Annotated in this window: 18 protein-coding genes; all 18 read left to right on the top strand. The window is 42.9% G+C overall.

All coding sequences use genetic code 11. From position 1 onward, the window contains the following. Nucleotides 1-5 precede the first annotated feature (5 nt). The 18 genes from CS948_RS03375 (at nt 6) to CS948_RS03460 (ending at nt 26,698) form a co-directional block, all read left to right on the top strand. Nucleotides 6-1,544, top strand: a complete 1,539-nt coding sequence (locus CS948_RS03375; protein WP_099290337.1) for a RagB/SusD family nutrient uptake outer membrane protein — start codon at nt 6-8, stop codon at nt 1,542-1,544. A gap of 18 nt (nt 1,545-1,562) precedes the next feature. After that, nucleotides 1,563-2,303 carry a DUF4843 domain-containing protein gene (locus CS948_RS03380; RefSeq protein WP_176554893.1) on the top strand — a complete coding sequence of 247 codons (741 nt, stop codon included), beginning with the start codon at nt 1,563-1,565 and terminating at the stop codon, nt 2,301-2,303. A gap of 18 nt (nt 2,304-2,321) precedes the next feature. Then, a complete protein-coding gene (locus CS948_RS03385; RefSeq protein ID WP_176554894.1) occupies nt 2,322-3,929 on the top strand; it encodes a PKD-like family lipoprotein in 1,608 nt (535 codons plus the stop codon). 160 nt (nt 3,930-4,089) lie between these two features. Next, nucleotides 4,090-5,022, top strand: a complete 933-nt coding sequence (locus CS948_RS03390; protein WP_099290340.1) for an ABC transporter ATP-binding protein — start codon at nt 4,090-4,092, stop codon at nt 5,020-5,022. A gap of 16 nt (nt 5,023-5,038) precedes the next feature. After that, nucleotides 5,039-7,339 carry a Gldg family protein gene (locus CS948_RS03395; RefSeq protein WP_099290341.1) on the top strand — a complete coding sequence of 767 codons (2,301 nt, stop codon included), beginning with the start codon at nt 5,039-5,041 and terminating at the stop codon, nt 7,337-7,339. Nucleotide 7,340: 1 nt separating this feature from the next. After that, complete coding sequence (locus tag CS948_RS03400; RefSeq protein WP_099290342.1) at nt 7,341-9,644, top strand: Gldg family protein; 2,304 nt, start codon at nt 7,341-7,343, stop codon at nt 9,642-9,644. A 39-nt stretch (nt 9,645-9,683) separates the two neighbouring features. After that, nucleotides 9,684-10,604 carry an ABC transporter ATP-binding protein gene (locus CS948_RS03405; protein ID WP_099290343.1) on the top strand — a complete coding sequence of 307 codons (921 nt, stop codon included), beginning with the start codon at nt 9,684-9,686 and terminating at the stop codon, nt 10,602-10,604. A gap of 18 nt (nt 10,605-10,622) precedes the next feature. After that, on the top strand, nt 10,623-12,917 hold the full coding sequence (locus CS948_RS03410) for a Gldg family protein (RefSeq protein WP_099290344.1): 2,295 nt from the start codon (nt 10,623-10,625) through the stop codon (nt 12,915-12,917). 179 nt (nt 12,918-13,096) lie between these two features. Further along, complete coding sequence (locus CS948_RS03415) at nt 13,097-13,654, top strand: RNA polymerase sigma factor (protein WP_099290345.1); 558 nt, start codon at nt 13,097-13,099, stop codon at nt 13,652-13,654. A 90-nt stretch (nt 13,655-13,744) separates the two neighbouring features. Beyond that, nucleotides 13,745-14,920, top strand: coding sequence for a FecR family protein (locus CS948_RS03420; protein ID WP_099290346.1), 1,176 nt, complete (start codon nt 13,745-13,747; stop codon nt 14,918-14,920). A gap of 80 nt (nt 14,921-15,000) precedes the next feature. Then, nucleotides 15,001-18,612: a SusC/RagA family TonB-linked outer membrane protein gene (locus CS948_RS03425; RefSeq protein WP_369689223.1), complete on the top strand. Its 3,612-nt coding sequence runs from the start codon at nt 15,001-15,003 to the stop codon at nt 18,610-18,612. A gap of 12 nt (nt 18,613-18,624) precedes the next feature. Further along, entirely contained in the window at nt 18,625-20,154 is a 1,530-nt protein-coding gene (locus CS948_RS03430) for a RagB/SusD family nutrient uptake outer membrane protein (protein ID WP_099290347.1), read from the top strand. A 12-nt stretch (nt 20,155-20,166) separates the two neighbouring features. Next, the gene (locus CS948_RS03435; protein ID WP_099290348.1) at nt 20,167-21,126 is read left to right on the top strand and encodes a hypothetical protein; all 960 of its coding nucleotides are present in this window, start codon (nt 20,167-20,169) and stop codon (nt 21,124-21,126) included. A gap of 90 nt (nt 21,127-21,216) precedes the next feature. Continuing rightward, a complete protein-coding gene (locus CS948_RS03440) occupies nt 21,217-22,302 on the top strand; it encodes a TlpA disulfide reductase family protein (RefSeq protein WP_176554895.1) in 1,086 nt (361 codons plus the stop codon). Between the two features lie 11 nt (nt 22,303-22,313). Beyond that, on the top strand, nt 22,314-23,105 hold the full coding sequence (locus tag CS948_RS03445; RefSeq protein WP_099290350.1) for a hypothetical protein: 792 nt from the start codon (nt 22,314-22,316) through the stop codon (nt 23,103-23,105). Beyond that, complete coding sequence (locus CS948_RS03450) at nt 23,105-24,184, top strand: TlpA disulfide reductase family protein (protein WP_099290351.1); 1,080 nt, start codon at nt 23,105-23,107, stop codon at nt 24,182-24,184. The genes CS948_RS03445 and CS948_RS03450 overlap by 1 nt, the downstream gene beginning before the upstream one ends. A gap of 12 nt (nt 24,185-24,196) precedes the next feature. Then, nucleotides 24,197-25,045, top strand: coding sequence for a TlpA disulfide reductase family protein (locus tag CS948_RS03455; protein WP_099290352.1), 849 nt, complete (start codon nt 24,197-24,199; stop codon nt 25,043-25,045). Nucleotides 25,046-25,069: 24 nt separating this feature from the next. Beyond that, nucleotides 25,070-26,698 (top strand): S8 family serine peptidase, encoded by a 1,629-nt coding sequence (locus CS948_RS03460; protein WP_099290353.1) that lies wholly within the window; start codon nt 25,070-25,072, stop codon nt 26,696-26,698. The last annotated feature ends 9 nt before the right edge of the window (nt 26,699-26,707 follow it).

The following is a 26,707-nucleotide window of genomic DNA, read 5'->3' on the forward strand; positions in this document are numbered from 1 at the left end:
CCTTTATGAAAACGAGATTATTAATTTTATTGACAGTGTTCAGCCTTGTCTTTATTTCTTGCGAGGACTGGTTGAAAGTAGATTCCTCAACAGAAGTATCACAGGATGATATATTTTCTTCGGATGAAGGTTTCCATGCGGCATTAACAGGGGTGTATATCGGAATGACTTCGACGGATTTGTACGGTATGCATTTAAGCTGGCATATGTTGGATTATTTAGCACATTATTATTGTATGATTTCGGGAAGTAATGATATATATCTGCATAGTCACCAATACAAGAATGCCAGGGTGTACTCGTACGTTAAGAATGCGTGGAACGGTTTGTATAATTTGATAGCGAATTGTAATAATATTTTAGCCAAATTAGAAGAGCATAAATCAGAGTTAGACCCGGTTAATTACCAGTTGGTAAAAGGTGAAGCCTTGACACTGAGAGCCTTCTTCCACTTCGATTTGATGCGGATGTTCGGGTACGGCAATTTGAGAAATCGGGATGTGTCCTCTAAGAAGGCAATCCCGTATGTGACTACGTTTAGTAAAAATGTTACGCCTCAATTGTCTTATGCCGAAACGTTTAAGTTGCTCAAAAATGATTTGTTGGAAGCTATTGAGTTACTTTATGGGGAAGATGGGAAAAATTGTTACCGGATTACAGGGGATGATGATTTTTTTGATAACGGTCCGAATGGGGATGACTACGGTTTCTTTAGTTATTTTAGTTACCAAAACTCTCCTCGGGTGGATTATTATGTGGCAAAAGCTCTTTTAGCTCGTGTTTATATGTGGGAAGGAACAGACGAGGGATATGCCAAAGCTGTGGAGATTGCTGAAGAGTGGTTCCTGACAGAGGACGATTCGGGACAGGATGCTTGGGATTGGGTTTCCCGTTCTCGGGTGACGAATTCAAATGTGCTTTATCGGGACAGAACGTTTTCACAGGAACATATTTGGCATCTTGCCGTGAGAAAGTTGAATGATATTATGGGTAAATGGTTGGATGCATCTAACCCGAATGCGACATATGAACGAGTGTTTTTAACTGAGAATGTAGCATTTACTATTTTTGAAGTGGGGCAAGGGAATGATGTCGGCGTGGATGATTATCGTTATTCTTATTTATTGCAACCCCAGGGAAGCGGTTTGAATAATTACGCTACGTTGAAGCTGGATCAATGTGACGGAGAAACGCAGTACGGGGAAATAATACCTCTGATTAGCACTCCGGAAATGTATTATATATGTGCTGAGGTATATGCAGAACAAGGCAACTTGAAAAAAGCTATTGGTTATTTAAATACGGTACGGCAGGCTCGGGGAATTACGCAGGAACTAGATGAAAATTTGGGTTATCTGGAGGTGAAAGATGAAATACTGAAAGAGTACCGAAAAGAATTCGTGAGTTTGGGACAGCTTTTCTATTTCTATAAACGTTGGGGCATGGAGAATATTGTTGGGTATGCTGGTTCGATGGGAGATGCCGAGTATATTTTGCCCTATCCGGATGAAGAAGTGGTATCGGGAAATAGAGTACAGTTTTAACATTAAAAACGTATGGTTATGAGATATTCGATAAAACAATATTTAGCCTTATTCGTTATTGCGTGCATAGGAATCTATGGATGCTCCGATAGTGACATTATGTATTACGAGGGAGGGAATGCATTGCATTTTATGAAACTTCGGCAAGGATTGTCGTTCATGACAAATATGGAAGCCGAGAAAGATACGATGTTTATTAAAGTGTTACTTGTGGGGGATCCTGTGGAGGTCGAACGGGAGTTTGCCGTGGAGGTAGTTAATGATTCTAACACGACGGCTACATCAGATCAGTATCGTATCGTGAAAGCGACGGTGCCGGCAAATGATACCATTGGGATTCTCGCTTTGGAAGTGCGTAATCCGGAATTTCTGAATATTGAAGAGTCTACTTTGATGTTGAAATTGGCTGTGAAAGATAACGAGTATTTTAAAGCTGGGGGATGGTTGAATTATGTCACGATCCAATTGACATGGACCACAGATCTAGTACAACCTGAAACATGGAATGCGATGCGTTTTTTCTTTACATCGAAATACTCTTCGAATGTTTATCGGGCGATTATTGCATCTACGGGTTTGACGGAATTCTGGTATTACGATCCGGATCCGGAAACAGGTTACAGGTTAGATCAATACGAAGGATGGGTATATGGGAAAAAATTTGCCGATTGGGTTCGGGAATATAATAGAACTCATGATGACGTGTATCGGCATGATGATGGTGCATATAAAGGTGAGGAAATTATACCTATATATTAATCTAAAAAATAGATGGATATGAAAAGATATTTATTATATATGCTGTTGACTCTTTGGAATGTGAGTTTCTTTACAGCGTGCTTTGATGATAAAAGTACGGATGCAGATCATCCGATTCCAGATATTGTGATAGATACTACTGGAATACCGGAAACATTAAAAGTCGTGCAAAATGGTCGTTTGAGTATTCCACCGAAAGTTACACGGGATAATGGGGATAATTCAGATTTGTCATATAAATGGATGTTGAACACTATCGCAGATGATAATCCGAATTCGGGTGCAAAATCTCATTATATATGTATAGGGGAGAAGCAAGCACTGGATACTACCATATTTTTGCCTCCTAACGAAACGTCTTATTTTTTATGGTACCAAGTTACGGATAATAAAACACAGTATCGGCGGGATATATTGTGGAATGTACTCGTGCAATCTGCTTATAACGAGGGAATATTAATTGTGGAAACGAAAGACGGGAGAAATACAGATTTCTCTTTGATCGAGGGAAAACAATTTACCGAGGGGTGGACTGTAGCGGATAGAATCAGCTATGGTTTATACAGTTCCGTAAACGGTAGTGCTATGGAAGGTTTGGTTAAACAAGTGTGCCATTCGTATAATTCAAATTCTCAAGTGAAATCAAAACGGTTTTATTGTATCGGGGATGATTTTTATACTTTGGTGGATGGTTTGGAATATGAATTTGTGGGACGGAATTTTGAAGTGATTTATGATAATACGCTCACTATGAAACCGGAGCAGGTATTTTATAGTGGCTCTAATGTGGTTTGGGTAAATGATGGAAATATTTATCCTTTTTCGGTTAGTTTGGCTCGGGATTATCCGAATATCCAGATTCCGATGAAGTACGCGGTGCAAGAAGGGGAGGTGCAAGTGACGAAAACTTCCAAGGTGGATAAATGTGTGGCATTTACACACCAATCTACTAATTCCAGTTCGGCTTGGGGTGTGTGGTATGATAAAGAGGGAGGGCGTTTCTTGTGCCAAAAGAGTGGTCCTTATGTAAAAAGTAATATAGAGACTTTAATATCTGATGCAGAAAGACCTTTTGATCCGAATAATGTACCGGGATTGGAAACCGTGTATGCAGCCATTGGAATGGATGATAATTTCTTTATGGTGATGAGAAATACGACCACTGGTGCTTATCAGATTTACGTGATTGAGCGAACTACTTCCAAGGCAAAATATCTCTATGATATTCCGGGAAAGGAGATGGATGATGCTGTGGGCTATGTGGTGAGTGAAGATGGAAACGTGGTATATTTTGCCACATCAACACAGATTTATGCTATTGTGTTGGGGGGAGTGTCACCCAAAGTAAATCCGCTTCATGCGATAACTTCCGGGCAAATTACTCATTTTTCGATGTTCCGGCAGGCATGGTACTTGATGAATCCTCAATTATATGTTTCCGGAGTTGGGTATAAGACGCCGATTAATACGCACGAGCATTTGTTGTTGGTGGGTGTGTGGGACGGTAACGAAGGGACTCTTTATTCGATTCCGATCGTGAGTCCTAGTGGTGGAACGATAGATGTGAATGGTATTAAACCTTATACTGGGTTTGGAAAAATTTTAACGGTCGTTTCTCAACAGTAGAATTTGTAGTGTGTTTGATTTAGAATGAATTCCCGTCGGTGTTGACGGAAGGTGTTTTTGGGACTTTCCCGAAAGACCGACGGGGTTCTTTATTTATACTCGTATCGGTTTTGACCGGTATGATATGGATGTATTGTGTTTGTGAATTACTAAAAAAATTATGGAAAAAGCAATTGTAAAAGTAGAACATTTATCCCATCGCTATAGTGCGCAGTGGGCAATTCGGGACATTAATTTCGAAATTAATCAAAAGGGTGTAGTCGGGCTGTTAGGCTCTAACGGTGCAGGAAAATCGACCACGATGAATATTATTTGTGGCGTGTTGAATCAGACGGAAGGAGAGGTGTATATTAACGGAATCAGCTTGAGTGAACATCCGGTAGAGGCGAAACAAAATATTGGTTTCTTGCCGCAAAAGCCGCCTTTGTACGGGGATCTGAATGTTGATGAATATTTGACGTATTGTGCTAATTTGAGGTTAATGGACGAAAAGCAGGTAAAGACAGCCGTGGAAGAAGCGAAACGAAGATGCGGGATCGCTCATTTTAGTCATCGTTTGATACGTAATTTATCCGGAGGGTATCAGCAACGCGTGGGAATAGCACAGGCTATCGTGCATAATCCTGCCTTTGTTGTGTTGGATGAGCCCACGAATGGATTGGACCCGAATCAGATTGTCGAGATCCGTGAGTTGGTTAAAGAGATAGCGAAAGACCGTTCTGTTTTATTGTCCACGCATATTCTTTCTGAAGTACAGGCGACTTGTGATTATATCCGCATGATTGAGAACGGGCAAGTCGTGTTCAGCGGAACAATAGATGAATTTGATAATTATATCGAACCCGATACGTTTGTGGCAGAGTTTGAAAATAAGCCTATTGCGGAAGAATTAGCTAGAGTGCGGGGAATAATTCAGGTAATTCCATTGACAGAGAGCAGATTCCGGTTCCGCTTTGAAGGGGGGCGTGATGTGATGCAGCGGGTAATTGAAACAAGCGTGGCTAATGGATGGGGATTGAGTGAGATTACCTTGGAGAAGATTTCTTTAGACGAGATTTTTGCCCAGCTTTCCGGGAAAAGAGAAAATAAATAATTTAGAAAGGAAGCGTATGAAAGTAATATTTAAAATAGCCAAGTCGGAATTGAGTATGTTGTTTTATTCTCCCGTGGCTTGGTTGATTCTGGTGATTTTTACTTTTCAGGCCAGTATGGCTTTTTCCAATTTGTTTAGTGATCTGGTGGTAGATCAGGCTATCGGGAATCGCCTTTGGGATGTGACGGAAAAAGTGTTTTCCAGTTATCGTGGGCTTTTGTCCCAAGTGCAACAATACTTGTATCTTTATATTCCTTTGTTGACGATGGGGTTGATGAGTAAGGAACGTAATAACGGGTCTATTAAACTTTTGTTTTCTTCCCCGATCACGAACACCCAGATTATACTCGGGAAGTATTTTGCCATGATGATTTATGCCTTGGTATTGATTGCAATTTTGTTCGTGTACGCCATTTTCGGGATGTGTACGATAAAGGATATGGATGTGCCTTACGTTTTATCCGGTTTATTTGGGCTTTATTTGTTGACTTGTGCTTATGCTGCTATCGGGCTTTTTATGTCGAATCTGACTTCTTATCAGGTTGTGGCGGCAATGTGTACATTAGGGTTATTAGCCGTGTTGAATTTTATCGGAGGGGTAGGACAGGATATTCCTTTCTTGCGGGATGTAACGTATTGGTTGTCTATCCGGGGACGTTCCAATGAATTGATCGGTGGTTTGATTTGTAGTGAAGACGTGCTGTACTTTATCATTGTAGTGGTTCTTTTCTTGATGCTTTCTATATTGAAATTAATGGGGGAGCGGAAAAAGACTTCCCAGAAGATTGCCATCAGCCGTTATGTCGGGGTGGTTGTGTTTGCCATGTTTTTAGGATATTTATCTTCACTTCCGGCATTGATGGGCTTTTATGATGCGACGGTTACAAAACAGAGAACGTTGACGCCTAATAGTCAGGATGTGATGAGGCAATTGAAAGGGGGATTGAAAATAACGACTTATGTCAATTTGCTGGAACCCAATTATGCAACAGGGTTGCCGCAGAATATAAACAAAGATAAACGGCTTTTCCGACAATATCTTCGTTTTAAACCTGAGATGAAGATGAAGTATGTTTATTATTACGATAAAACGGAAAATGAATCTCTGGATCAACGTTATCCTTTATTGAATGACCGGGAAAGAGCCCAAGAGATCGCGAGTGGGTTGGAGTTGAATTTTAAAATGTTTCTATCCCCGGAAGAAATAAAGAAACAGGTTGATTTGTCCGAAGAGAGGAATCGTTTTGTTCGTCTTATAGAACATGAAAACGGGCAGAAATCTTTTTTACGGATATTTGACGATATGTCTCGCCAACCGAATGAGAAGGAGATAACTGCCGCCATGAAACGTATGGTGGTTCCGGCGATGCAGGTGGCATTTCTCAGCGGTCACGGGGAAAGGGATATCGACCGGAAAGGCGACCGGGGGTATTATGTGATTTCACAGGATATTACTTATCGGGAAGCGTTGATAAATAATGGTTTTGATAGTTATAAATTATTTTTGAATGACGGGCAGAAGATACCGGAGAACACGGGTATTCTGATTATTGCAGATGTGAGGCAACCCTTCGAGCAAGAGGAGTTAGATGAGATCCAGCGTTATATCGATAGGGGTGGAAATTTGATTATAGCCGGGGAGCCTGATAAACAGGAAATAATGAATCCTTTATTAGCTTCTTTGGGAGTACGGTTCATGCCGGGGCGGTTGGTACAGGAGAGCGAGGATTTCACTCAGAATCTGGTTTTCGGGAAAATTACTCGGGAAGCGGCGGATATATATTCTCGGTTTCGTTGGATGTTGCGCTGGAATTATCGGGTGCCGATGCCTGATGTCGTGGGTTTGGAATACTCTACGGATGCTGGTTTTGACGTGATGCCGATATTGGAAACGGATTCAACCGGGTGTTGGAATGAGTTGGAAACGACTGATTTCACGGAAGGTAAAGCGGTTCTCCATGCAGAAGCGGGAGAGAAAGAGCAAACGTATGCTTTGGCTCTTGCGTTGAGCCGGAAAGTAGGAGAAAAGGAACAACGGATATTCGTTATGGGAGATGCAGATTGCTTTAGTAACGGAGAATTTTTCATGAAGCGGAGAGGTGTGAACACAGAGAATCAAATTTTACCGAATTATGTGTTCTTTTGGTTATCCGGTGGAGAATATCCGATAGATACAGCTCGTCCCAATTCTCCAGATACGAAAATTTATATGGGATTGGAGGGAATCACTTGGATGAATATCGGACTCATGGGATTGTTCCCGCTTGCGTTGGCAGTTTGTGGTATTGTAATATGGGCAAAAAGAAGGAGAAAATAATATGAAAACAATCTATAAAATAGCGAAGAACGAGCTGAGTATGCTGTTCTGTTCGCCGATAGCCTGGTTAATACTTGTGATCTTTATTTTTCAAGTCGGCATGGAGTATGCGGATGTGTTGACCTCGGACTTGCAGGCTAAGGCTACCGGGTATAGTTTGATGGATGAAACAGCCAGTGTATTTTCTGGTATATGGGGGTTGTATTCTAGGGTACAAGGCTATCTTTACTTGTATATTCCTTTACTGACGATGGGTATTATGAGCCGGGAATTCAGCACGGGGTCAATAAAATTGTTGTTTTCTTCGCCTATCACGAATAAACAGATTGTATTGGGAAAGTTTTATGCCTTGATGGTTTATGCTTTATTTTTGATCGGGGGATTGATATTAACGGTACTTTTCAGTTGTATTATTATAAAATCGATTGATTTTCCGTTGGTATTATCCGGGTTGTTAGGATTGTATTTGTTGACTTGTGCCTATATTGCCATTGGGCTTTTCATGTCGAGCTTGACATCTTATCAGGTTGTTGCGGCGATGGGAACGCTTGCCGTGCTCGCTGTGTTGAATTTTATAGGTGGGGTAGGACAGGATATTGCATTGGTGCGGGATATTACCTATTGGTTGTCTATTTCCGGACGTTCAAGGGAAATGATTAACGGTTTGATATGTAGTGAGGATGTTTTATATTTTCTGATCGTGATCGTATTGTTTATCATGTTGACAATTCTACGATTGCGTTTTGACCGGAAAAAAGGTTCTCACGCCATGCGTGTCGGATGGTATACATTGGTGGTCGGTGGTGCTATGTTACTGGGATACGTGAGTTCTCGTCCGGCTTGTATGACATACTATGATACAACGGCGATGAAGTCGCAGACTTTGACCCCGAATAGTCAGGCGGTTATGGAGAAAATGAAAGGGGGATTAACGATCACGACTTACGTGAATTTGTTAGATGATAATTATTGGAATGCTTTGCCCCGTTCCGTGAATGACGATTTCAAGCGATTTAAGCAATACGTGCGGTTTAAGCCGGAGATAAAGATGAAATACGTTTATTATTACGATAAGACGGATAATCCGACTTTAGATAAACGTTTTCCGGGATTAAGCGATAAGGAACGGGCACAGGAGATTGCCAAAGGAATTAGAATGAAGTTTGATAGATTGTTATCCCCGGAAGAGGTACGAAAACAGGTGGATTTGTCTTCTGAAGGAAACCGTTTCGTGAGGTTGATAGAAAGAGAGAACGGGCAAAAGACCTTCTTGCGGATTTTTAATGATATGTCAAAACATCCTTCCGAAAGCGAGATTACTGCCGCCTTAAAAAGGTTAGTTGAAGTTTCTCCCAAGGTTGCTTTTTTGACTGGTCATGGCGAACGGGATATTTACCGGGGTGGAGATGCCGATTATTCTACTTTCACGAAAAATCCGGCATTCCGTCATGCGTTGATCAATCAAGGGTTTGACACGGAATCTCTTTCTTTAGCAGATGGCAGAACGATACCCGAGGAGATCAGTATATTGGTTATAGCTGATCCACGAGAAAAATTGACCGAATGGGAAAAGAGCGAAATTAACCGTTATATTGCTTCTGGACGGCATTTGTTAATTGCGGCTAAACCGGGCAGACAAGCGATACTGAATGAAATAACGGAATCGCTTGGTGTTCATTTTACGGACGGCATTTTGGTTCATCCCAGTGAGGATTTTGCCCCGGATTTAATACAGGGACGTTTTACTCTTGATGCAGAGAGTTTTTCCGGTAATTTAGCTTATTTGAGCCGGAATAATTATAAAATTACCGCTCCGGGGACGGCGGGGATTGTTTGTCGTCTGCCAGAAGGTTTCGGAATGCTTCCTTTGGTTTCAACCGATAGTGTCGGGAGTTGGAATGAAAAAGAAACAACCGATTTCGTGAATGAGGTTCTTGAATTCAGTCCGGAAAAGGGAGATGAGGAATGGAATGGACAACCCATTGTGTTAGCCATGGGGCGCCATATCGGAGGAAAGGAACAGAAAATCATGATATTGGGGAATGCGGATTGTTTGAGTAATGGGGAACTGGTAAGAGCAAGAAAAGACGTGAAGTCTGCTAATTTTAATTTGATTCTTGAAACGTTCCGGTGGTTCACGAACGGGGAGTACCCTGTTAATACGAACCGTTCTTACGGAGCGGACAATGATCTTCGCATGGAATACAAGGATTTGATCTGGGTAAAGGTCGGTTTTATGGGAGTATTGCCTTTGTTGCTGGTAGCGGCGGGGATTGTCGTTTGGCTCAGACGTCGGGAAAAATAAAGAAGTATAAGGGATGTATCATATAAATCATGTAAATTTATGAAAGAACCAATCGTGAAAGTCGAGAATTTATCTCATCGCTACAGTATTCAGTGGGCGATACGAGATATAAATTTTGAGATAAATCACCACGGGGTATATGGTTTGCTTGGGTCAAACGGGGCGGGTAAATCAACCACCATGAATATCATGTGTGGCGTGTTGAAACAGACTAGCGGAAATGTTTTCATCAAAGGTATCGATTTGCGGAAAGATCCCGTGAAAGCTAAAATGCACGTGGGATTCCTTCCGCAACAACCGCCTTTGCACACCGATCTAACCGTGGAAGAATATCTGGTGCATTGTGCTTTCTTGCGTCGTCTGTCGGGAAAAGAGGTTGATCATGCCGTGCGGGAGGTCATGGGGAAATGTGGTATCTCCCACTTTAGACGTCGTTTGGTGCGTAACCTTTCCGGGGGATATCAGCAACGTCTTGGAATAGCTCAGGCAATCATTCATAATCCGGATTTTGTCGTGTTGGATGAGCCTACGAATGGGTTGGACCCGAACCAGATTGTGGAGATCCGTCACTTGGTGAAGGAGATTGCGCAAGATCGAACTGTGGTACTGTCGACACATATCTTGCCGGAAGTGCAGGCGACCTGTGATTATATTCAGATGATCGAGGAGGGGCAGATGGTATTTAGCGGAACGGTTGACGATTTCGATAACTACATTACTCCGAATTCTTTGATTGTGTCTTTGGTTGCTCCTCCGGTTTTGGATGAATTGAAGAATATTCCGGGTATTTGTGGGGCGGAAGAGTTAGGAGGACATCGTTTCCGGCTTCAGTTTATTGATGCGCAGGATATTACTGAACGAGTCGTAGAAACCAGTATGGCAAGAGGATGGCGATTGACGGAGATCAATATTGAACGTAGTTCCTTGAATGCCATATTTGCCGAGTTATCCAAAAAGTAGAACTTATAAGAAAAAAATATGAAGATGATATATAGGATTGCCCGGACGGAGATGCAAACTTTGTTTTATTCGCCCGTGGCGTGGTTGATTATTGTGATTTTCACGTTTCAAGTGGGAATGTATTTTTCCGATATATTCGGGGGAATGGTTCGGAATCAGGAATTAGGATATACATTGCGGAGTGTAACGTTGAACGTGTTCTCCGGTCGGTTCGGGCTGTTCACGGAAGTACAGCAATATCTCTATTTCTATATTCCTTTGTTGACCATGGGGTTGATGAGCCGGGAGTTGGGGAGTGGTTCCATTAAATTACTGTATTCTTCTCCGGTGACGAATATACAAATCATTTTGGGTAAATTTTTGTCCATGATGTTTTATGGTTTGATATTGATGTTCGTCCTGTTTATTTTTGGTATTTATGGCGTTTTCACGATTAAGATGATAGATTTCCCGGTAGTTCTATCCGGTTTACTGGGATTATATTTGTTGACGTGTGCTTATGCTGCTATCGGGCTTTTTATGTCGAGTTTAACTTCTTATCAAGTCGTTGCGGCAATGGGGACGTTAGCGGTATTAGCTGTGTTGAATTTTGTCGGGGGAATGTGGCAGGAGATGGAGTTCGTGCGTGATATTACTTATTGGCTGTCTATTAACGGTCGTGCGGCGGAATTTATCAATGGGTTGATTTGTAGTGAAGATGTTCTTTACTTTTTAATTGTAATCGCTCTTTTTCTCTCGTTGGCTGTATTGAGATTGAAATCCATTCGTCAAAAAAGTTCTGCAGTTATTTCTTTCGGGAAATATATGGGGGTAATTTGTCTTGCCATGTTTTTTGGGTATTTGAGTTCTCGTCCGAACTTGATGGGATTTTATGATACGACCCGTACTAAGGTGAGAACATTGACGCCTAACAGTCAGGAGATCGTGAATAAAATGGAAGGTGGGTTGACGATCACGACTTATACCAATTTGTTGGATGAGTATTACACGGTTGCTTTACCTCGTTATGTGAATCAAGATCTGGATCGTTTCAAGCAATACCGGAGATTTAAGCCTGAAATTAGAATGAAATACGTGTATTATTACGATAAGGCGAATAACCCGCAATTGGACAGGCGTTTCCCGGAACTGAACGATCGGGAACGGATGGTAAAGACGGCTAATTCATGGGATCTGGATACGAATATGTTTTTAACGCCGGAGCAGATTCGGGAACAAATAGATTTGAGTCCCGAGGGGAATCGGTTCGTGCGTCAGTTGAAGCGGGATAACGGACAGCAAACTTTCTTGCGGATATTTGATGATATGTATCGCCATCCTTTTGAGAGTGAAATCACGGCTGCTTTCAAGCGGCTAGTGATGCAACTTCCGGTTGTCGGGTTCATTAAGGGACACGGGGAACGGGATTGTGTTCGGGAAGGTGACAGGGATTATAATCGTTTTGCCCAAGATAAACCGTTCCGGTATTCACTGATTAATCAAGGATTTGATTTTGAGGAAATAACTCTTGATAAAGATATTCCGGAACATTTGGCGATATTGGTGCTTGCCGATGTAAGGACTCCTTTCTCCGGGGAAGAAATGCAGCGACTGAACCGGTATATCGAGAAAGGTGGTAATATTTTGATTGCAGGGGAACCCCGCAGGCAGGAAATCATGAATCCGATTATCCGGTCACTAGGGGTGCAATTTATGCCGGGACGATTGGTTCACCCGAGTGAAAATTTCCAAGCTGATTTTATTATCGCCAGGCCGACTTCCGAGGCGGGAGAGTTGTCTTATATTTTTAAAGATATGATCGATCGGGAAAGAGTGTTGACAATGCCCGGTTGCACGGGCTTGGAATACATGGAGGACAAAGGGTTTCATGTAACACCGCTTTTTGCCAGCGATACCGTGGGGTGTTGGAATGAAGTGGAAACAACGGATTTTGTTGATGACACGGTACGGCTTAATCCTGCTGTTGGAGAAGTGGAACGGACGTACGTCACTGCTTTGGCTCTTTCTCGGAAAGTGGGAGATAAAGAGCAAAAGATTGTCATTCTAGGCGATGCGGATTGTATCAGTAACGGGGAGATCAGTATCAGTCGTAAAAACGTCAGGGCGGCAAATTACTCGTTGGTCAGTGGGTCATTCTTCTGGATGTCCGATGAAGAAGTGCCTATTGATGTCCGGCGCCCGACGGCACCCGATAATGCTGTGAATATCGGGGATACGGGAATGTATATTTCTAAGATTGGTTTCATGGGATGTTTACCGGTAGCCTTGGCGATCTGGGCTATTTTTATCTGGGTGAGAAGACGGGGACGCTAGAGTAAACAGAAGCGAAATATTATTGTAGTGTGTTATTAAGTCTAGTGTTGCGTATAGACTTGCTTCTTGATAAGAATCGTATAAATATAAATTATTTATGCGATTCTTTTTTTGCTTATTATCACTTGATGATTTTTTCTATCTTTGTAAGCATATTAGTATTTTATAAAAGGAACATTATGGAGAAATCCTTGAGAGCATTGCAGAATGGTGACGAGAAAGCCTTTCGATTGCTATTCGATGAATTCTATACTGCACTTTGTTTGTTTGCCGAACGTTATCTTGGAGAACGGGAGGCGGCGGCAGATGTGGTACAGGAAGCTTTTGTAAAATACTGGGACCGTCACGCTGATTTTGACAATTACTATAAAATAAAGTCGTTCCTTTATGTGGTCGTTCGTCATGCTTGTTTAAATCAACTTCGAGATAGGCTCGAGAGAGTTGAGATAGAAGAGGGGATGGCTATTGAATCGGATGAATTTTTTCAAGAGCAAATGATGGAGGAAGAGGCGTATAGAGTATTTTATCGTTCTATAGAGGAATTGCCCCCGCAAATGCGGAGTGTCATTCATTATGCTCTGGAAGGATTGAAGAATTCTGAGATTGCTGAAAAAATGGGCGTATCCGGTCATGCCGTTCACGCGTATAAAAAGGAAGCGTATAAAAAACTGAAGGAGAGCATGAAAGGGCATTATTACTTGTTGGAAACTATTTTCTTTATTCTCCTGAATAGTTAATAAATAATAAAATTTCAAAGACCGACATACCCTATATCTTGTTTCTTGTGTTGTAAGGGAAAGAGTGAGATAAAAATCTTTACACGAGAAATGGATAAAATTTATTTTGATATCGCGATTTTAGTTGGGAAGTATCTGGCAGGAAATTTGACAGAGGAGGAACACGTGCGTTTGAATGATTGGCTGGTTGCTTCCGAGCGGCATAGGGAATGGTTTAGGAAAGTGACTTCAGAGGCTTACAAGCGGGAGAAAGGAAAAGTTTCCCGTGCTATAGACATAGATGCCGGGTGGAAAGGTTTACAAGCGAAACGTTTTTCCGGGCGGCGTAGGATGCGATGGATTCGCTTGGGGAAATATGCCGCTGTATTGTTGCTTCCTCTACTTGTGATTGGGGTGATGTACTTGCAGCTGTACGAGAGTGGTTCTGGAATGGAGAGTGTGGAAACAATCGCATCCGGAACTCGCAAAGCTTATTTGATAATGGGCGACGGTACTTCCGTGTTCATGGAGAATCAGCAACAGCGCCTGTTGGAAGAGAAAGACGGAACTAAAATTAATGTGCAGAAAGAGCATATCACGTATGAAAATGCGATTGATAATAAAAAGAGTGCTCTAATCTATAATGAATTGGTTATCCCGCGGGGAGGGGAGTTTTCATTGACACTGTCTGATGGTACCGTCGTTTATTTAAATGCGGAGTCAAAACTTCGTTTCCCCGTGCAATTTGATGGTAATAATCGAATCGTGGAACTCGAGGGAGAAGGGTACTTTCAAGTAGTTCATGACGAGAATGCCCCGTTTGTCGTGAAAACTGCCGGGATGAATGTACAGGTATTAGGAACGGAATTTAATGTTTCCGCTTATACTGAAGATACTGTAATTCAAACTACTCTAGTGAGTGGTTCTGTGCGGGTTTCCTCGAATGATAGTGATAAAACAGTCGTGCTGAAACCGGGAGAACAAGTTGAATGTAGTCGTCAGGGAAATGGTTTACAAGTGAGAGATGTCGACGTGAGTAGCGTGATTGCATGGAAAGACGGGCGGCTTCGTTTTGAAGAAAAACCTTTGTGCGAGGTGATGAAGAGCGTGGCTCGTTGGTATGATGTGGAGGTCGTGTATTTGGATGAAGAGGTAAAATGGTATCCTTTCGGGTGTAATTTTAATCGTCATTCTACCATAGAGCCTTTGCTGAAAGTGTTTGAAGCCACGGGAACGGTGGAAACCCGTGTCGAGGGACGAAAGATATTCATAAAGAAACAAAAATAAAACGGAAGGTGGTGGCACACCTTCCGCTCACGGCACTTCATGTTGAAGTACTGTAATTTAAATAATAAACGTTCAAAGCTATGAAAAAAAATCATTGGTTTCCCTATCCTTGGGGAATAAAAATGAAGTATGTGTTACTGTTTTGTCGAGTAACCTTATTTCTATGTTTGTTTTGTCCCGGATTGATAATGGCACAAGAGCAGAAAAGTGTTATTAATCTCTCCATGAAGGATGCTACCTTGAAAGAGGTCATCTGGAATATCGAGAAGCAATCCGGCTTCGTGTTCGCTTACAATGCCAATGATTTGGCAAAAGTGGGCAAAGTGAGTGTGGACATTAAAGAAAAAACTGTACCGGAAGCATTGGATATTTGTTTGAAAGGTACGGGACTATCTTATGTCGTGCAAGAAAACATCATCGTGATTAAGCAAAAGGAAACGAAGGCTGCCAAGATTGAAAAAGTTACGGTTCGAGGAAAGGTCGTGGATAAGGACGGTGCGCCTCTACCCGGGGTGACTATTTTAATCAAGGGTACTACCGTGGGTGTTTCCACGAACGGGGACGGACAATACGCTATAAGTGTCGCGAAACAGGATAGCCTTGTCTTCGTGTTCTCGTTTATCGGGCTGAAGACCAAAGAAGTCAAGTGGAACGGACAGGAAACATTGAATGTGGTGTTGGAAGAAGATTCCCATGTTATGGATGAGGTGGTGGTATCGACGGGGTACAATACTGTCAACCGCAGGGATATGGTCGGTTCCTACACGAGCGTGAAAGCCGCTGATGTCATGATGCCGGCGTATAACTCGATAGACCAGATGTTGCAGGGGCAGGTCGCCGGTATGGTGGTGATGAACACGAGTTCCCGGGTGGGAACAACCCCGAAAATCAAATTGAGGGGAACAACGACTATTTTTGGAAACCAAGCCCCGTTATGGGTGGTAGACGGTATTGTACAGAATGACCCTTTGGAGTTGGAAACCGCGGACGTTATGACTCAAGACCTGAAAGACATTGTGGGTAGTCAGATTTCTTGGTTGAACCCGATGGATATAGAAACGATTACCGTGCTGAAAGATGCTTCAGCCACGGCTGTTTACGGTTCAAAGGCTTCTAATGGGGTAATCGTGATTACCACCAAGAAAGGAAAAGCAGGCAGGTTGACCGTGAACTACACGGGCAACATGACTATTAACACCCGCCCTAATTACGGGATGTTCAATTACATGAACTCCAAGGAGCGCGTACAGTTCTCGCAAGACGTGTATAATGCCGGGGTGTATTACATGGAAGAACCGATAACTCAGCCGTATACTTACGAGGGAGCCATGAAAATGTATCTGGCGGGCGATTTAAGTTATGATGAATTCATGAAGAGAAAGACTTTTTTGTCGACGGTGAATACGGATTGGTTCGATTTGTTAACCCGTTCGGCTGTCAGTCATAGTCATAACGTGAGTTTGGCAGGAGGTACTGAAGCGGTAACTTACAATGTTTCTTTAGGGTATAACAACACGTTGGGACAGGAAATCGGAAACTCCAACGAGAGAATGACCGGTCGGGTAGCGGTGAATATACGTTTACACGAGAAAGTGCGTTTGGATGCCAGTTTGAATGCAACTTCCAGTACAACAAAGGCTTTTGGCGAAGAAGTGAATCCGATGTCGTATGCCACGACAACGAGTCGTTCCATCCCGGCTTATGACGAAGAGGGGAATCCGGTATATTATCAAAAACGGGCAACTTATCTATACAATAGAAATGTACAGAGCTTAAGTTACAATTTTATCAATGAACGGGATAATAGCGGCTCTACCAACAAAAATTTGCATGTATCTGCCGCCCTTAACTTCAGGTGGAATATACTGGATTGGTTGAGTTATGAATTTACCGGGGGATATACAGCCTCGAACACCAACGGGGAAACTTATAACACGGAGAGAACGTTCCGTGTGGCTTGGAGGTATCGCGGGTATGATTATGGAGCGGCGGAACCGAACAGTTCATTATTTAAAGCGGCACTTTTACCTTTCGGGGGTGTGTTGTTTACCACGGATGCCACGCAACGTGCTTATAATATCCAGAACAAAGTGTTAATATCCAAATCCTTTAACGAGGACCATCGTCTGAATGCCATGCTGGCAATGGAACTTCGTTCCTCTGCTGTTACCAACAATGCTAATAAAGTATGGGGATATATGCCCGACCGGGGAGAAACTCTGGTAAAACCCACGCCGCCGGATGAATTGCGTCCCTTGAGTAATGCTGTTTCCGGTTGGGGAATATTGGATGAGATTTACGGGAGCGGGACAGGATGGACGCGCACCAAGAATACGGATAATTACCTTTCTTTCTTCGCGACAGTGGCTTACTCGTTGAAAAATCGTTACGTCTTTAATTTCTCGATGCGAAATGACGAGTCCAATCGTTTCGGGCAGGACGTGAATAACCGGTTTGACCCGACATATTCTTTCGGTTTGTCTTGGAGAGTGATGGATGAGCCGTGGTTAGCGGGAATAAAGAATTGGTTGAACAACTTTAACGTTCGTGCCACCTATGGAATACAGGGAAATGCGATGACTAAATTGGGACCGGATTTGACATTAAGACAATATGGTATTCTTTCGGTCTATAACCAGCATTACTCGAAAATCTCCGGTTTGCCGAACCCGAATCTTTCTTGGGAAAAAACAAAGTCTTGGGATTGGGGTGTGGATATGACCTTGCTTAATATATTTGATGTTGTGGTTGATTATTATAGAAGAAATTCGAATGTTATTGTCACCCAAGATTTGCCTTCCGAATACGGAATGTCGGATATGAAAATGAACGGGGGAAAAATAACGAACGAAGGAGTTGAGTTCACGGTTAGCTTTACCCCGGTAAGGACTAAAGATTGGGCTTTAAGTATCGCGTTGAACTCTTCAAAAAACTGGAATAAAACAGGAAAAGAAGAATACGAAGCCACAAGAGATGAGTTACTTGCCGGTAATAGCGAGAAAATCTTGAAAAAAGGTTATCCGGTGGGAGGTTTTTGGTCTTATTCTTTTGCCGGGTTAAGCAGTGAGGATGGTCGCCCCTTGTTTAATTATCTTGATGTGCCGGAAGCTGAAAGAAATTCCGGGGTAGACCCGACTACTTACTTGGTGTATTCCGGTACGAAAGAACCGAATTTCACCGGGGGATTGAATTTCAGTTTACGTTGGAAGACGTTGACACTTTCATCCGGTTTCTCCCTGTTGTTAGGATGCAAAAAACGTTTGCCTTCTCCATACGCCAATATACCTAATGGAGCGAAAATCCCTGATTCGGATGTGAATTTGAGTAAGGATTTAACCAAACGTTGGAAGAAACCGGGAGATGAAAACTACACGAAAATCCCCGGATTGGTGACGACGCTGAGTAGTAATGTTGTTTTACCGAATGGTTCGGAGGAACAGTGGATGAGAGTGTGGGAACAATCTGATGCTTTGGTGGCGGATGCTTCATTCTTGCGTTGCAGGCAATTGTCATTGTCTTGGCGGATTGGCGAAGATTGGTGCAAACGGATGGGGTTGAAGACGCTTTCCTTGAACGCCACGGTTTCAAATTTATTTGTTATAGCAAGCAAGCGCTTTAACGGTTTTGACCCGGAATTGGGGGATAGTGTGCATCCGAAGAATTATTCCGTGGGAATTAATATTGGATTTTAAAAATGTAGGATGATGAAAAAGTTATTGATAATATTATGCGCGGGTTTATTAGCCGCTTGTTCGGATTTCTTGGAACCCAAATCGCAAAGTGAATATATCCCGAGAGAAGCTGCCGCCTTGAATGAAATGTTATTGGGGAATGCTTATATACAAGCGGCAGGAGGGGACGAGGTCATGAATCTGTTGTTGATGTTCGACGATGATATCATGTGTTCGGATTCGGCAGGTGCGATAAACACGATGGTGATGACGGGAGATGATTTTCTGTTATTGGAGAAACTTTACGCGTGGCAGCCGGACATTTTTATACAGGAAGGTACTTTGATGTATCAATCCCCTTGGGACTGGTTCTATTCTTATATCTTGGGAGCGAATGCGGCGTTGGATTACATTGATGGAGTTTCGGGAACCGATGATGAAAAAAATATCGTGAAAGCTCAGGCTTTCGCTTTGCGCGGTTACTATTATTTCCAGTTGGTAAATATGTGGGGAGCTCCCTATAACTATGACAAGAAAGCATTGGGGGTACCCTTGAAAGTAACCAGTGCGTTGGAAGCGAAAGAACTTCCACGAAACACGGTTGAAGAAGTGTACGCTCAGATTTTGGCGGATTTGAATGAAGCCGAGAAATCATACGAGAAATTGCCCAAGGAACAACAATACCGGAAAGATTACAGAACCAGTTTACCCATGGTGCAATTATTGAAATCCAGAGTTTACCTGTACATGGAGGATTGGAAAAATGCGGCTATTTACGCACAGAAAGTGATTGATGATTGGGATTTCATGTTGACAGACCTCAACTCTTTGCCCCAGAAAACGACGGCACAACCGTATTATAATTTTATTTCGCAAGATTGTTCGGAAGTGATTTGGGTGTTCGGGAAGATAGATAAATTTGTGAATTTAGTGAAGCAGGAAATGATATTTCCCGACCCTTATAAACCGGGACAAAACTTAGAAACTAATTTCTTTAATGCTTCTTCCGGGTTGCTTGACGCTTTCAAAGCCGGGGACCTTCGTAAAGAGAATTATATCGTGCGTTCTCCTTACACCGATTCCAAAGATAACCAGCATCTTGGTGGATACGCCCCTTACGGGAAATTCGCGGTGAACTATGCCCATGAACCTATTAGCAACACGAACTTCGCTCACGCGTTTCGGTTGGCGGAAGCCTATTTGAATTTGGCAGAGGCTGCTGCGTTGGATAAGGATGAGAAAACAGCTAAACAAGCATTGGAAACATTGTTGGAGAAGCGTTTTGTGCCGGGCACAGTTTCGGTGACGGAAACGGGAAATGCATTGATTGAACGTGTCCGTTTGGAAAGACGGTTGGAATTATGTTTCGAGGGACATCGTTGGTTTGACCTGCGTCGCTACGGGATGCCGTCCATCACCCACGAGTGGAAGAGTAACGGACAGGTTATCAAGCGTTACACGTTGAAAGAAAAAGACCCGTTCTACACGTGGCCTATCCCGCAGGATGTGATGGAAGATAACAGAAAGTTGATACAAAATCCGTTACCGGAAGTAAGAAATTAAAGAGAATATGCTATGAAATGGAGATATTATTTATATAGTTTGTTAGGCTGCGTCTTGTTTTTTTCCTGCTATAATGAAGATACATTGACAGACGACGCGAGTGGCGAAGATTTAGTTCGATTTGAATTCCCTCAAGGCACGAATTCATGGGATGATGACGTGGTAGCTATCAAGGAGAAATTCAACGTGTGTATTATTTACAAGGATTTCCAAGCCTCTGATTTGAATCGGACATGGACGGGAACTATTGGAAGCCAGACCTATTTTGGCGAGGGATTAAAGAGTGATGAACAAGCGGAGTTCATGATTAGTTTCATGAAAAACCATGTTTTTGCCTATCTGAACCCGGCGATTACTCAAAAGGTGTTTCCGATGTATTATTACATGGTTTATGATTGTCATGCTCCATTCGTGTTTGGACCTTACAATTTGAAAGCACCCATGAAAAATATTTTTGACGGGATGGATTATTGGTCGCTTTGTATGTTCTATGGGGAATCGGATGCTATGTCGGATATGCTCTATGGCAGACTTGAAGCTCCGGAAACCCCGGAAGATTTTTGGGAGTGGAGAGGAGTTATCTTGTATAAAATTTTAGAGAAAGCCTATGAAAAGGGAAATATAATTATGCCGGAAGAATTTCAAACAGGGATTGACTATAGAACAGAGGTTGAATCCGATCCGGGAACAGAGGGAAATCCCAATTATTACGCGAAGCGCGGTTTCCCCGGTTTATCGGTTACTTACACGAGGATGGATGCGCTGAAGAGTATTGGAAATACCAACCCGAGTAAGAACTTTTTCGCTTACATACATTTGGGTATGAGGTACACTTCGGAAGAACTGGAAGCAAAGCATCCGAAAGCAAATAATCCCTTGTTGTGGGAAAAGCGTCAATACGTTCTTAATTACATGAAGACTAAATACGATTTGGATTTGGAGGCGATAGCTAAAATTCCGGCTATGAATTAATTATCAAAAAAATATTTCAAATAATGGAACTGTCTAACGTTTCTCTTGTTAGACAGTTTCCACTCTAGTATTGATTAAAAAATGTATTGTATGAATTATTGGTATGTAAATTTACTGGGACTACTCTTTTTTATTTTCCCGTGCAGCGGGAATGCTCAATCCCGGACTTCATTGCAAGATGAGGTAATCAAAGAATGGAACACCTACAATCTTGAGGGAGCCACCGTAGAATCGATTTTAAAGCAGAGAGCGGCTGTGGAGAAAATGATTCTTGCCCGTGACAAGAAAGATGAAATGGCACGTCTTGCCAATCAAGTGAAGGCAATAAATCTGGTTGCCGATTATTATAGACAACACCGGGACGCCGGTGTGAATAAAAGTGCGTTACGGAAAGTATTGAAAGGCGTACGTTTTGATTCGCGGGAGTTTTTGGCACTTCCCAATCTTGAAAGAAACATAAATACTTATTTCAACGTGAAAGCCTTGGCGGACGGTTACGAGGCATCTCGGATTTTAGGCGATAAACGGGATGAATTGGAGTACGAAAAATACAAACAAATACTGGAATCCCGAAATTCCGATTTGATATTGTCTTATTTTGCAGGGATTAGGAGTGATTTTATTCTCAACTACACGGAAGCATTGAAAAAAGCCCGCCCTCTATTCGAGCAATATATGCCGGAGGGAGAATTAAGGCAGTTGGTGATGGATTTGTATGCCGCGAAGGAACGTTTGAGTTCGGGAAAGGATGCTCCTCTCTTTACTTTAATAGACTATAAAAGACAAGAGCACTCTCTTCAAGATTTCAGGGGTAAAATATTGATAATCGACGTGTGGGCGACTTGGTGTGGAGGATGTATCCGTAAATTACCTTATTTTATGAAAGTCGCAGAGAAGTATAAAGACCGTGCGGACGTGGAATTTATCACGATATCCATTGACGAGGAGGGCAAATTCAATCATTGGAAATACTCTTTGCCAAGATACAAATTGTTAGGAGTTAAGAATTTGATTGCCTTCCCGAAATCGACACCCTTTCAGGACGATTATGATATACACGGTATTCCCCGGTATATCATAATAGATAAAGACGGGAAAATAATTGATACCGACGTTCCCGGTCCGGGCGATGGTTTCGAAGAATTTGTGGATAAATTATTAGGTAGTTCAATTTAAGCGTACGAGATATGAATAATTGTGTAAAGAAAGGCGTTTTGCTAGTCGTTGCTGTTTTTGCTTTCATGAGCGGTTGGGGACAAGCGAACGTGTTGGAACAGCAAAAGAAAGAATTCGAACAGGGAAAACGTGATATCGATTTTTTAGCGTCTTATATCGCTAATTTAAAAGAGAGTAAAGAGCGTCAGGCTCTGAGTCGGGCATTGGATTGTTATATCGTGCTCTTGCCCGAGGAACAACGGTACGCGGAACAAAGTGTACAGGATTTTATCAGTTACATCGATTATCAGGAAAGTCAGGTTTGTCTGGATTATATCAAGAATTGGGATAAACTCACTTTGAGTGAAGAACAGGTGAAACAGATGAGTCCCAAGATGGAAGTGATGATTTTATGGCCGGTGTTTCATTGGATGACTTCTCCCGCCGAGAAAAAGCCGGCACAACCCGATTGTGAGGAAATCGTGTTATTATTGGAAAACAACAACGTGGCAGCAGTGTCCCCGACTTGTAAAACTTTGTTGGAAATGTGGCAATTATACAAGCGGAAAGATATTGATAAAATGGTGAAATTATTCGTTGGAATGCTACAATCCGGGGGGAGTGTAAGCGGGATAGTAGACATCGGTGTGATAGGTTATTTAGTGAATTATCTGTTGGAGGAAACAAACGTGTCACAGGCACAGGAAATACAATCTGCCTTGGAAAGCCTCTTGAAGGACGATTCATTGGAAAGAGCTAAAGCCAGTTTACTGAAAGGATGGAATGATGATTTTACCGGTAAAATCTTGCTAGGAGAAGAATAATGAAAATAGGGATTATTTTTATCATGCTGTTGTGTATCGGGTGTTCCGGTACACAACAATACTCCTTCTCGATTCGGGGAAACGTGGAAGGAGCCAAATACGGCAAAGCATTCTTGTTGACACCCAAGGAAGAAGTCATTTGTTCCACGAAAATCGATGGAGGTGATTTTGAATTGCGGGGAACTTTGGAAGAACCCGGGCAATATGTATTGAGAGTGAACCGGCAACAATTCATGTTCTTCATGGATGGAAAGAAAATGCGAATAGAGTGCCCCTATCGCTCCTTCTCGTCCAAGTACTTGAAAGGAGCTCCGGCAAACGATTTGTCCATAGAGTACGGCAAACTCCAAGAAGACTATACGGCAAAGCAAGAGCGTTTTTTAAAAGAATATAAAAAAGCGATGGATACCGGGGAGCAAAAAGCGGCAGACGAGGCGATGACTCAAGTGCTGTTAGTTGGAGAATCGGAATTTGTCCTCACGAAAGAGTTCGTGCGTGAGCATCCCGATAATATCTTTTCGGCTTACATTTCGGAGAAAGCGGGGAGAGAGAATTACACGAAGGCAAAAGAGTTGTACGAGTTGCTGACTCCCCGGGCACAACAATGTTCATGGGGACGTCTGTTGAAACAGCATCTTGACGGTTTGGCCGTGTCCGCCGAAGGACTCGTTTGTCCGGAATTTACCGTGTCGGACGAGGATGGTAATCCGGTTACAATGAATTCCTTGAAGGGAGATATTCTCGTTCTCGACTTTTGGGCATCTTGGTGTGGTCCGTGCCGTCAGGAGATGAAAAGTTTGCGAGAACAATACAAGGAGTTCAAGGATAAAGGCGTACGTTTCGTGAGCATCTCTCTGGATGCCTCTTCGGAAAAATGGAAAGAAGCGTGCAAAGAAGAGGACATTCCTTGGCTCAGTACTTTGGCGGATGGTGGATGGGATGATTCCGAGGTGCGAAAACTGTTCGGCATACAATCCATCCCTCACATCATACTGGTTGGCAAAGACGGGAAAATCGTGGGTAAAAACTTGCGTCGCAATCTTTTGCGAGATAAAATCATCGAGTTGTTGAACAAATAAATTGTACTCCAAATGGGAAAAAAATTATTGATACAATTTATGATTGTATGGGGAGTTTGTGTGTCCGCTTATGCACGGGAACAACAAGCTTCTGACACGAGTACGGTCGTGAAAATGAATCTCGACACCCCGGATTTGGAATCGTTGCGGGAACCCGAAATCATTCGCCTCGTGAATAGAGTCTTGGCTCTCAAGGAACCCAAGTTGGACGTGATGGGGCGTGCCACGTGGGTATTATATAACATCCGGAGCGAGCGAGTGAGAGAATGTTACGTCATGTGGGCATTAGCTGAAAAATTGGATCGAGGGGATAACACGTTTATCGAGCATATTTTCACGGATATGGATTTGTGTTCCGTGTCTGAAAAATTGATAAATAGAGCCCGGGAATTGGTAGCCTTGTACGAACCTTTGCAACCCGGAAAGGATGCCCCGGACTTTGAACTCGAGTCGAGCGACGGGAAAACCGTTCGTTTGCACGATTTGCAAGGGAAACCGTTATATATAGAGGTGTGGAAACTTGATTCTGCGAATTGTCGGAAAGATTTGGCACGTTTGGAAGAATTGAAGTCGGAACATAAAAATGTTCAGTTCGTGACGGTGGTCGTTGAACCTTTGGGTAAGAAAGAAGTTTGGAAACAATTTTTAAGGGACAACGGACACGAGGGCAAAGGCATTCATCTCTTTGCCGACGAGGACGCTGCTTTCTGCAAGGCATATCGTATTAAGTCCATCCCCCGTTGTATATTGTTTGATGCGAAAGGGAAATTCCTAATCCCGTGGAGTGTATCACCGGGGAACGAGTATTTCCCCTATTTCCTTTCTATGTTGAAACAGCAACAGGGGGATAAAATGAAGTAATTAATGTATTAAATAAATAGAGTGATGAAAATAAAGAAATTATTCGGGAGCGTGTTGTTCATGTGTGCCGTGTTAGTGGCAGAAGCACAAACTCCTGTCGATTGGCACTTGTTGTCGCCTGCCAAAGACAAAGTTTACGGGGCAGGTATTTTAGAAGCTTACCGCGAGCTGGAGAATACTACTCCAAAGCGAAAAGTGGTCGTGGCGTTAATTGACGCGGGCTTTGACGTGCAACACGAGGCTTTGGCTAACGTCTTGTGGCGAAACAAGAAAGAAGTTGCCGGGAATGGAAAAGACGACGATAAAAACGGGTATCGTGACGACCTGCATGGTTGGAATTTTCTAGCGTCCCCTGACGGTAAGTTAATCGAGAGGACTTCCGATGAAGCCTTCCGGCAGTTCTTGAAAGTGAAGGATCGTTTCGATGAACTTCACGGGAAGGAAAGAAGTGATGAAGAAAGCAACGAATATATCGGGTATCTTAAATTTGCAAAGAACAGTCAGTTAGTATCTTTGTACACGGGAGCAAGTTTTAATTACAATATAGCTAAAGGCGTCGAAGAATTAGATCGGCTGTTACGAGAAAAATGTCCCGATCGTGAACCTACATTGGAAGATTTTGCAGCCTTGAACCCGATAGTGCAACAATCCGGTGATACGCTTCAGAAAATCGCCTACTATACTTATAGTATAATATGGAGCTTCGGGAATCAAAATAAGAAATGGGATACCCTGTATCGAAATCGCTACAGAAGCAGTGAGGCACAGCGTCAGGAGTGTGAAAAAGCGTGGGCGGCATTGGTCGACGAGAGGAGTTTGGCGAACGATGATTTCAATACCCTGTCAAACAAATATTACGGGAATCATGACTTCCTTTCTGCTGCAGCCGACGAGGGAACAGCCGTGGCGGGCATCATTGCCGCCGCACCCGGTGTCGCCAAGGGGATAAAGGGAATTTCCGATCAAGTGGAATTGATGCTTATCCGTGCCGTCCCCTCCTCCGGTGATACGTATGATAAGGACATAGCTTTAGCCATTCGTTATGCGGTAGAACAAGGAGCGGATATCATCAACATCAGTTTTGGGAAATATATGTTGGACAACCCGAAATGGATAGATGACGCTATTGCCTATGCCGAGAAACACGATGTATTGATTGTGCATTCTGCCGGCGATAACTATCGTGACACGGAGAAAGACCCGTATTTCCCGGTGGCACAAGGTCAGGGGTGTAAACACGCGTTCTCCAATATAATCACGGTCGGAGCCTCCGATATGGAGGGAAATCCTTATATCAACAGTAATTACGGGGCAGGTAGTGTCGATGTCTTCGCTCCCGGCGTGCAATTGTACACAACGGTTCGCGGGGATAACTATCGTAAAGTGACGGGTACGAAAATAGCGGCTCCGGTAGTCACCGGTATCGCTGCCATGTTGAAATCTTATTACCCCTCGCTCAAAGCCTCACGAATAAAGGATATTCTAGTACGCACTGCCCGGCAGACGCCTTCTGCTACTGTCCCCTTCCCGCATGATCCGACCAATAGTGAAGGTGCGCCGACCGGGGGATATGACCGGTTATGTGTATCGGGAGGTATTGTTGATGCCGTTGCCGCTGTTCAACTGGCACGTGAGATTTGTAAGGGAAAGTAATTAAAAATA

This window comes from Butyricimonas sp. Marseille-P3923 (assembly GCF_900184685.1).
GTDB lineage: Bacteria > Bacteroidota > Bacteroidia > Bacteroidales > Marinifilaceae > Butyricimonas > Butyricimonas muris.

Bases quoted from the DNA above. Each gene is read 5' to 3' on its own strand.
- CS948_RS03450 (WP_099290351.1), top strand. From the start codon at position 23,105: ATGAAAATAGGGATTATTTTTATCATGCTGTTGTGTATCGGGTGTTCC.
- CS948_RS03430 (WP_099290347.1), top strand. From the start codon at position 18,625: ATGAAAAAGTTATTGATAATATTATGCGCGGGTTTATTAGCCGCTTGT.
- CS948_RS03440 (WP_176554895.1), top strand. From the start codon at position 21,217: ATGAATTATTGGTATGTAAATTTACTGGGACTACTCTTTTTTATTTTC.
- CS948_RS03390 (WP_099290340.1), top strand. From the start codon at position 4,090: ATGGAAAAAGCAATTGTAAAAGTAGAACATTTATCCCATCGCTATAGT.
- CS948_RS03410 (WP_099290344.1), top strand. From the start codon at position 10,623: ATGAAGATGATATATAGGATTGCCCGGACGGAGATGCAAACTTTGTTT.
- CS948_RS03395 (WP_099290341.1), top strand. From the start codon at position 5,039: ATGAAAGTAATATTTAAAATAGCCAAGTCGGAATTGAGTATGTTGTTT.
- CS948_RS03460 (WP_099290353.1), top strand. From the start codon at position 25,070: ATGAAAATAAAGAAATTATTCGGGAGCGTGTTGTTCATGTGTGCCGTG.
- CS948_RS03420 (WP_099290346.1), top strand. From the start codon at position 13,745: ATGGATAAAATTTATTTTGATATCGCGATTTTAGTTGGGAAGTATCTG.
- CS948_RS03385 (WP_176554894.1), top strand. From the start codon at position 2,322: ATGAAAAGATATTTATTATATATGCTGTTGACTCTTTGGAATGTGAGT.
- CS948_RS03375 (WP_099290337.1), top strand. From the start codon at position 6: ATGAAAACGAGATTATTAATTTTATTGACAGTGTTCAGCCTTGTCTTT.
- CS948_RS03405 (WP_099290343.1), top strand. From the start codon at position 9,684: ATGAAAGAACCAATCGTGAAAGTCGAGAATTTATCTCATCGCTACAGT.
- CS948_RS03415 (WP_099290345.1), top strand. From the start codon at position 13,097: ATGGAGAAATCCTTGAGAGCATTGCAGAATGGTGACGAGAAAGCCTTT.
- CS948_RS03455 (WP_099290352.1), top strand. From the start codon at position 24,197: ATGGGAAAAAAATTATTGATACAATTTATGATTGTATGGGGAGTTTGT.
- CS948_RS03435 (WP_099290348.1), top strand. From the start codon at position 20,167: ATGAAATGGAGATATTATTTATATAGTTTGTTAGGCTGCGTCTTGTTT.
- CS948_RS03400 (WP_099290342.1), top strand. From the start codon at position 7,341: ATGAAAACAATCTATAAAATAGCGAAGAACGAGCTGAGTATGCTGTTC.
- CS948_RS03445 (WP_099290350.1), top strand. From the start codon at position 22,314: ATGAATAATTGTGTAAAGAAAGGCGTTTTGCTAGTCGTTGCTGTTTTT.
- CS948_RS03425 (WP_369689223.1), top strand. From the start codon at position 15,001: ATGAAAAAAAATCATTGGTTTCCCTATCCTTGGGGAATAAAAATGAAG.
- CS948_RS03380 (WP_176554893.1), top strand. From the start codon at position 1,563: ATGAGATATTCGATAAAACAATATTTAGCCTTATTCGTTATTGCGTGC.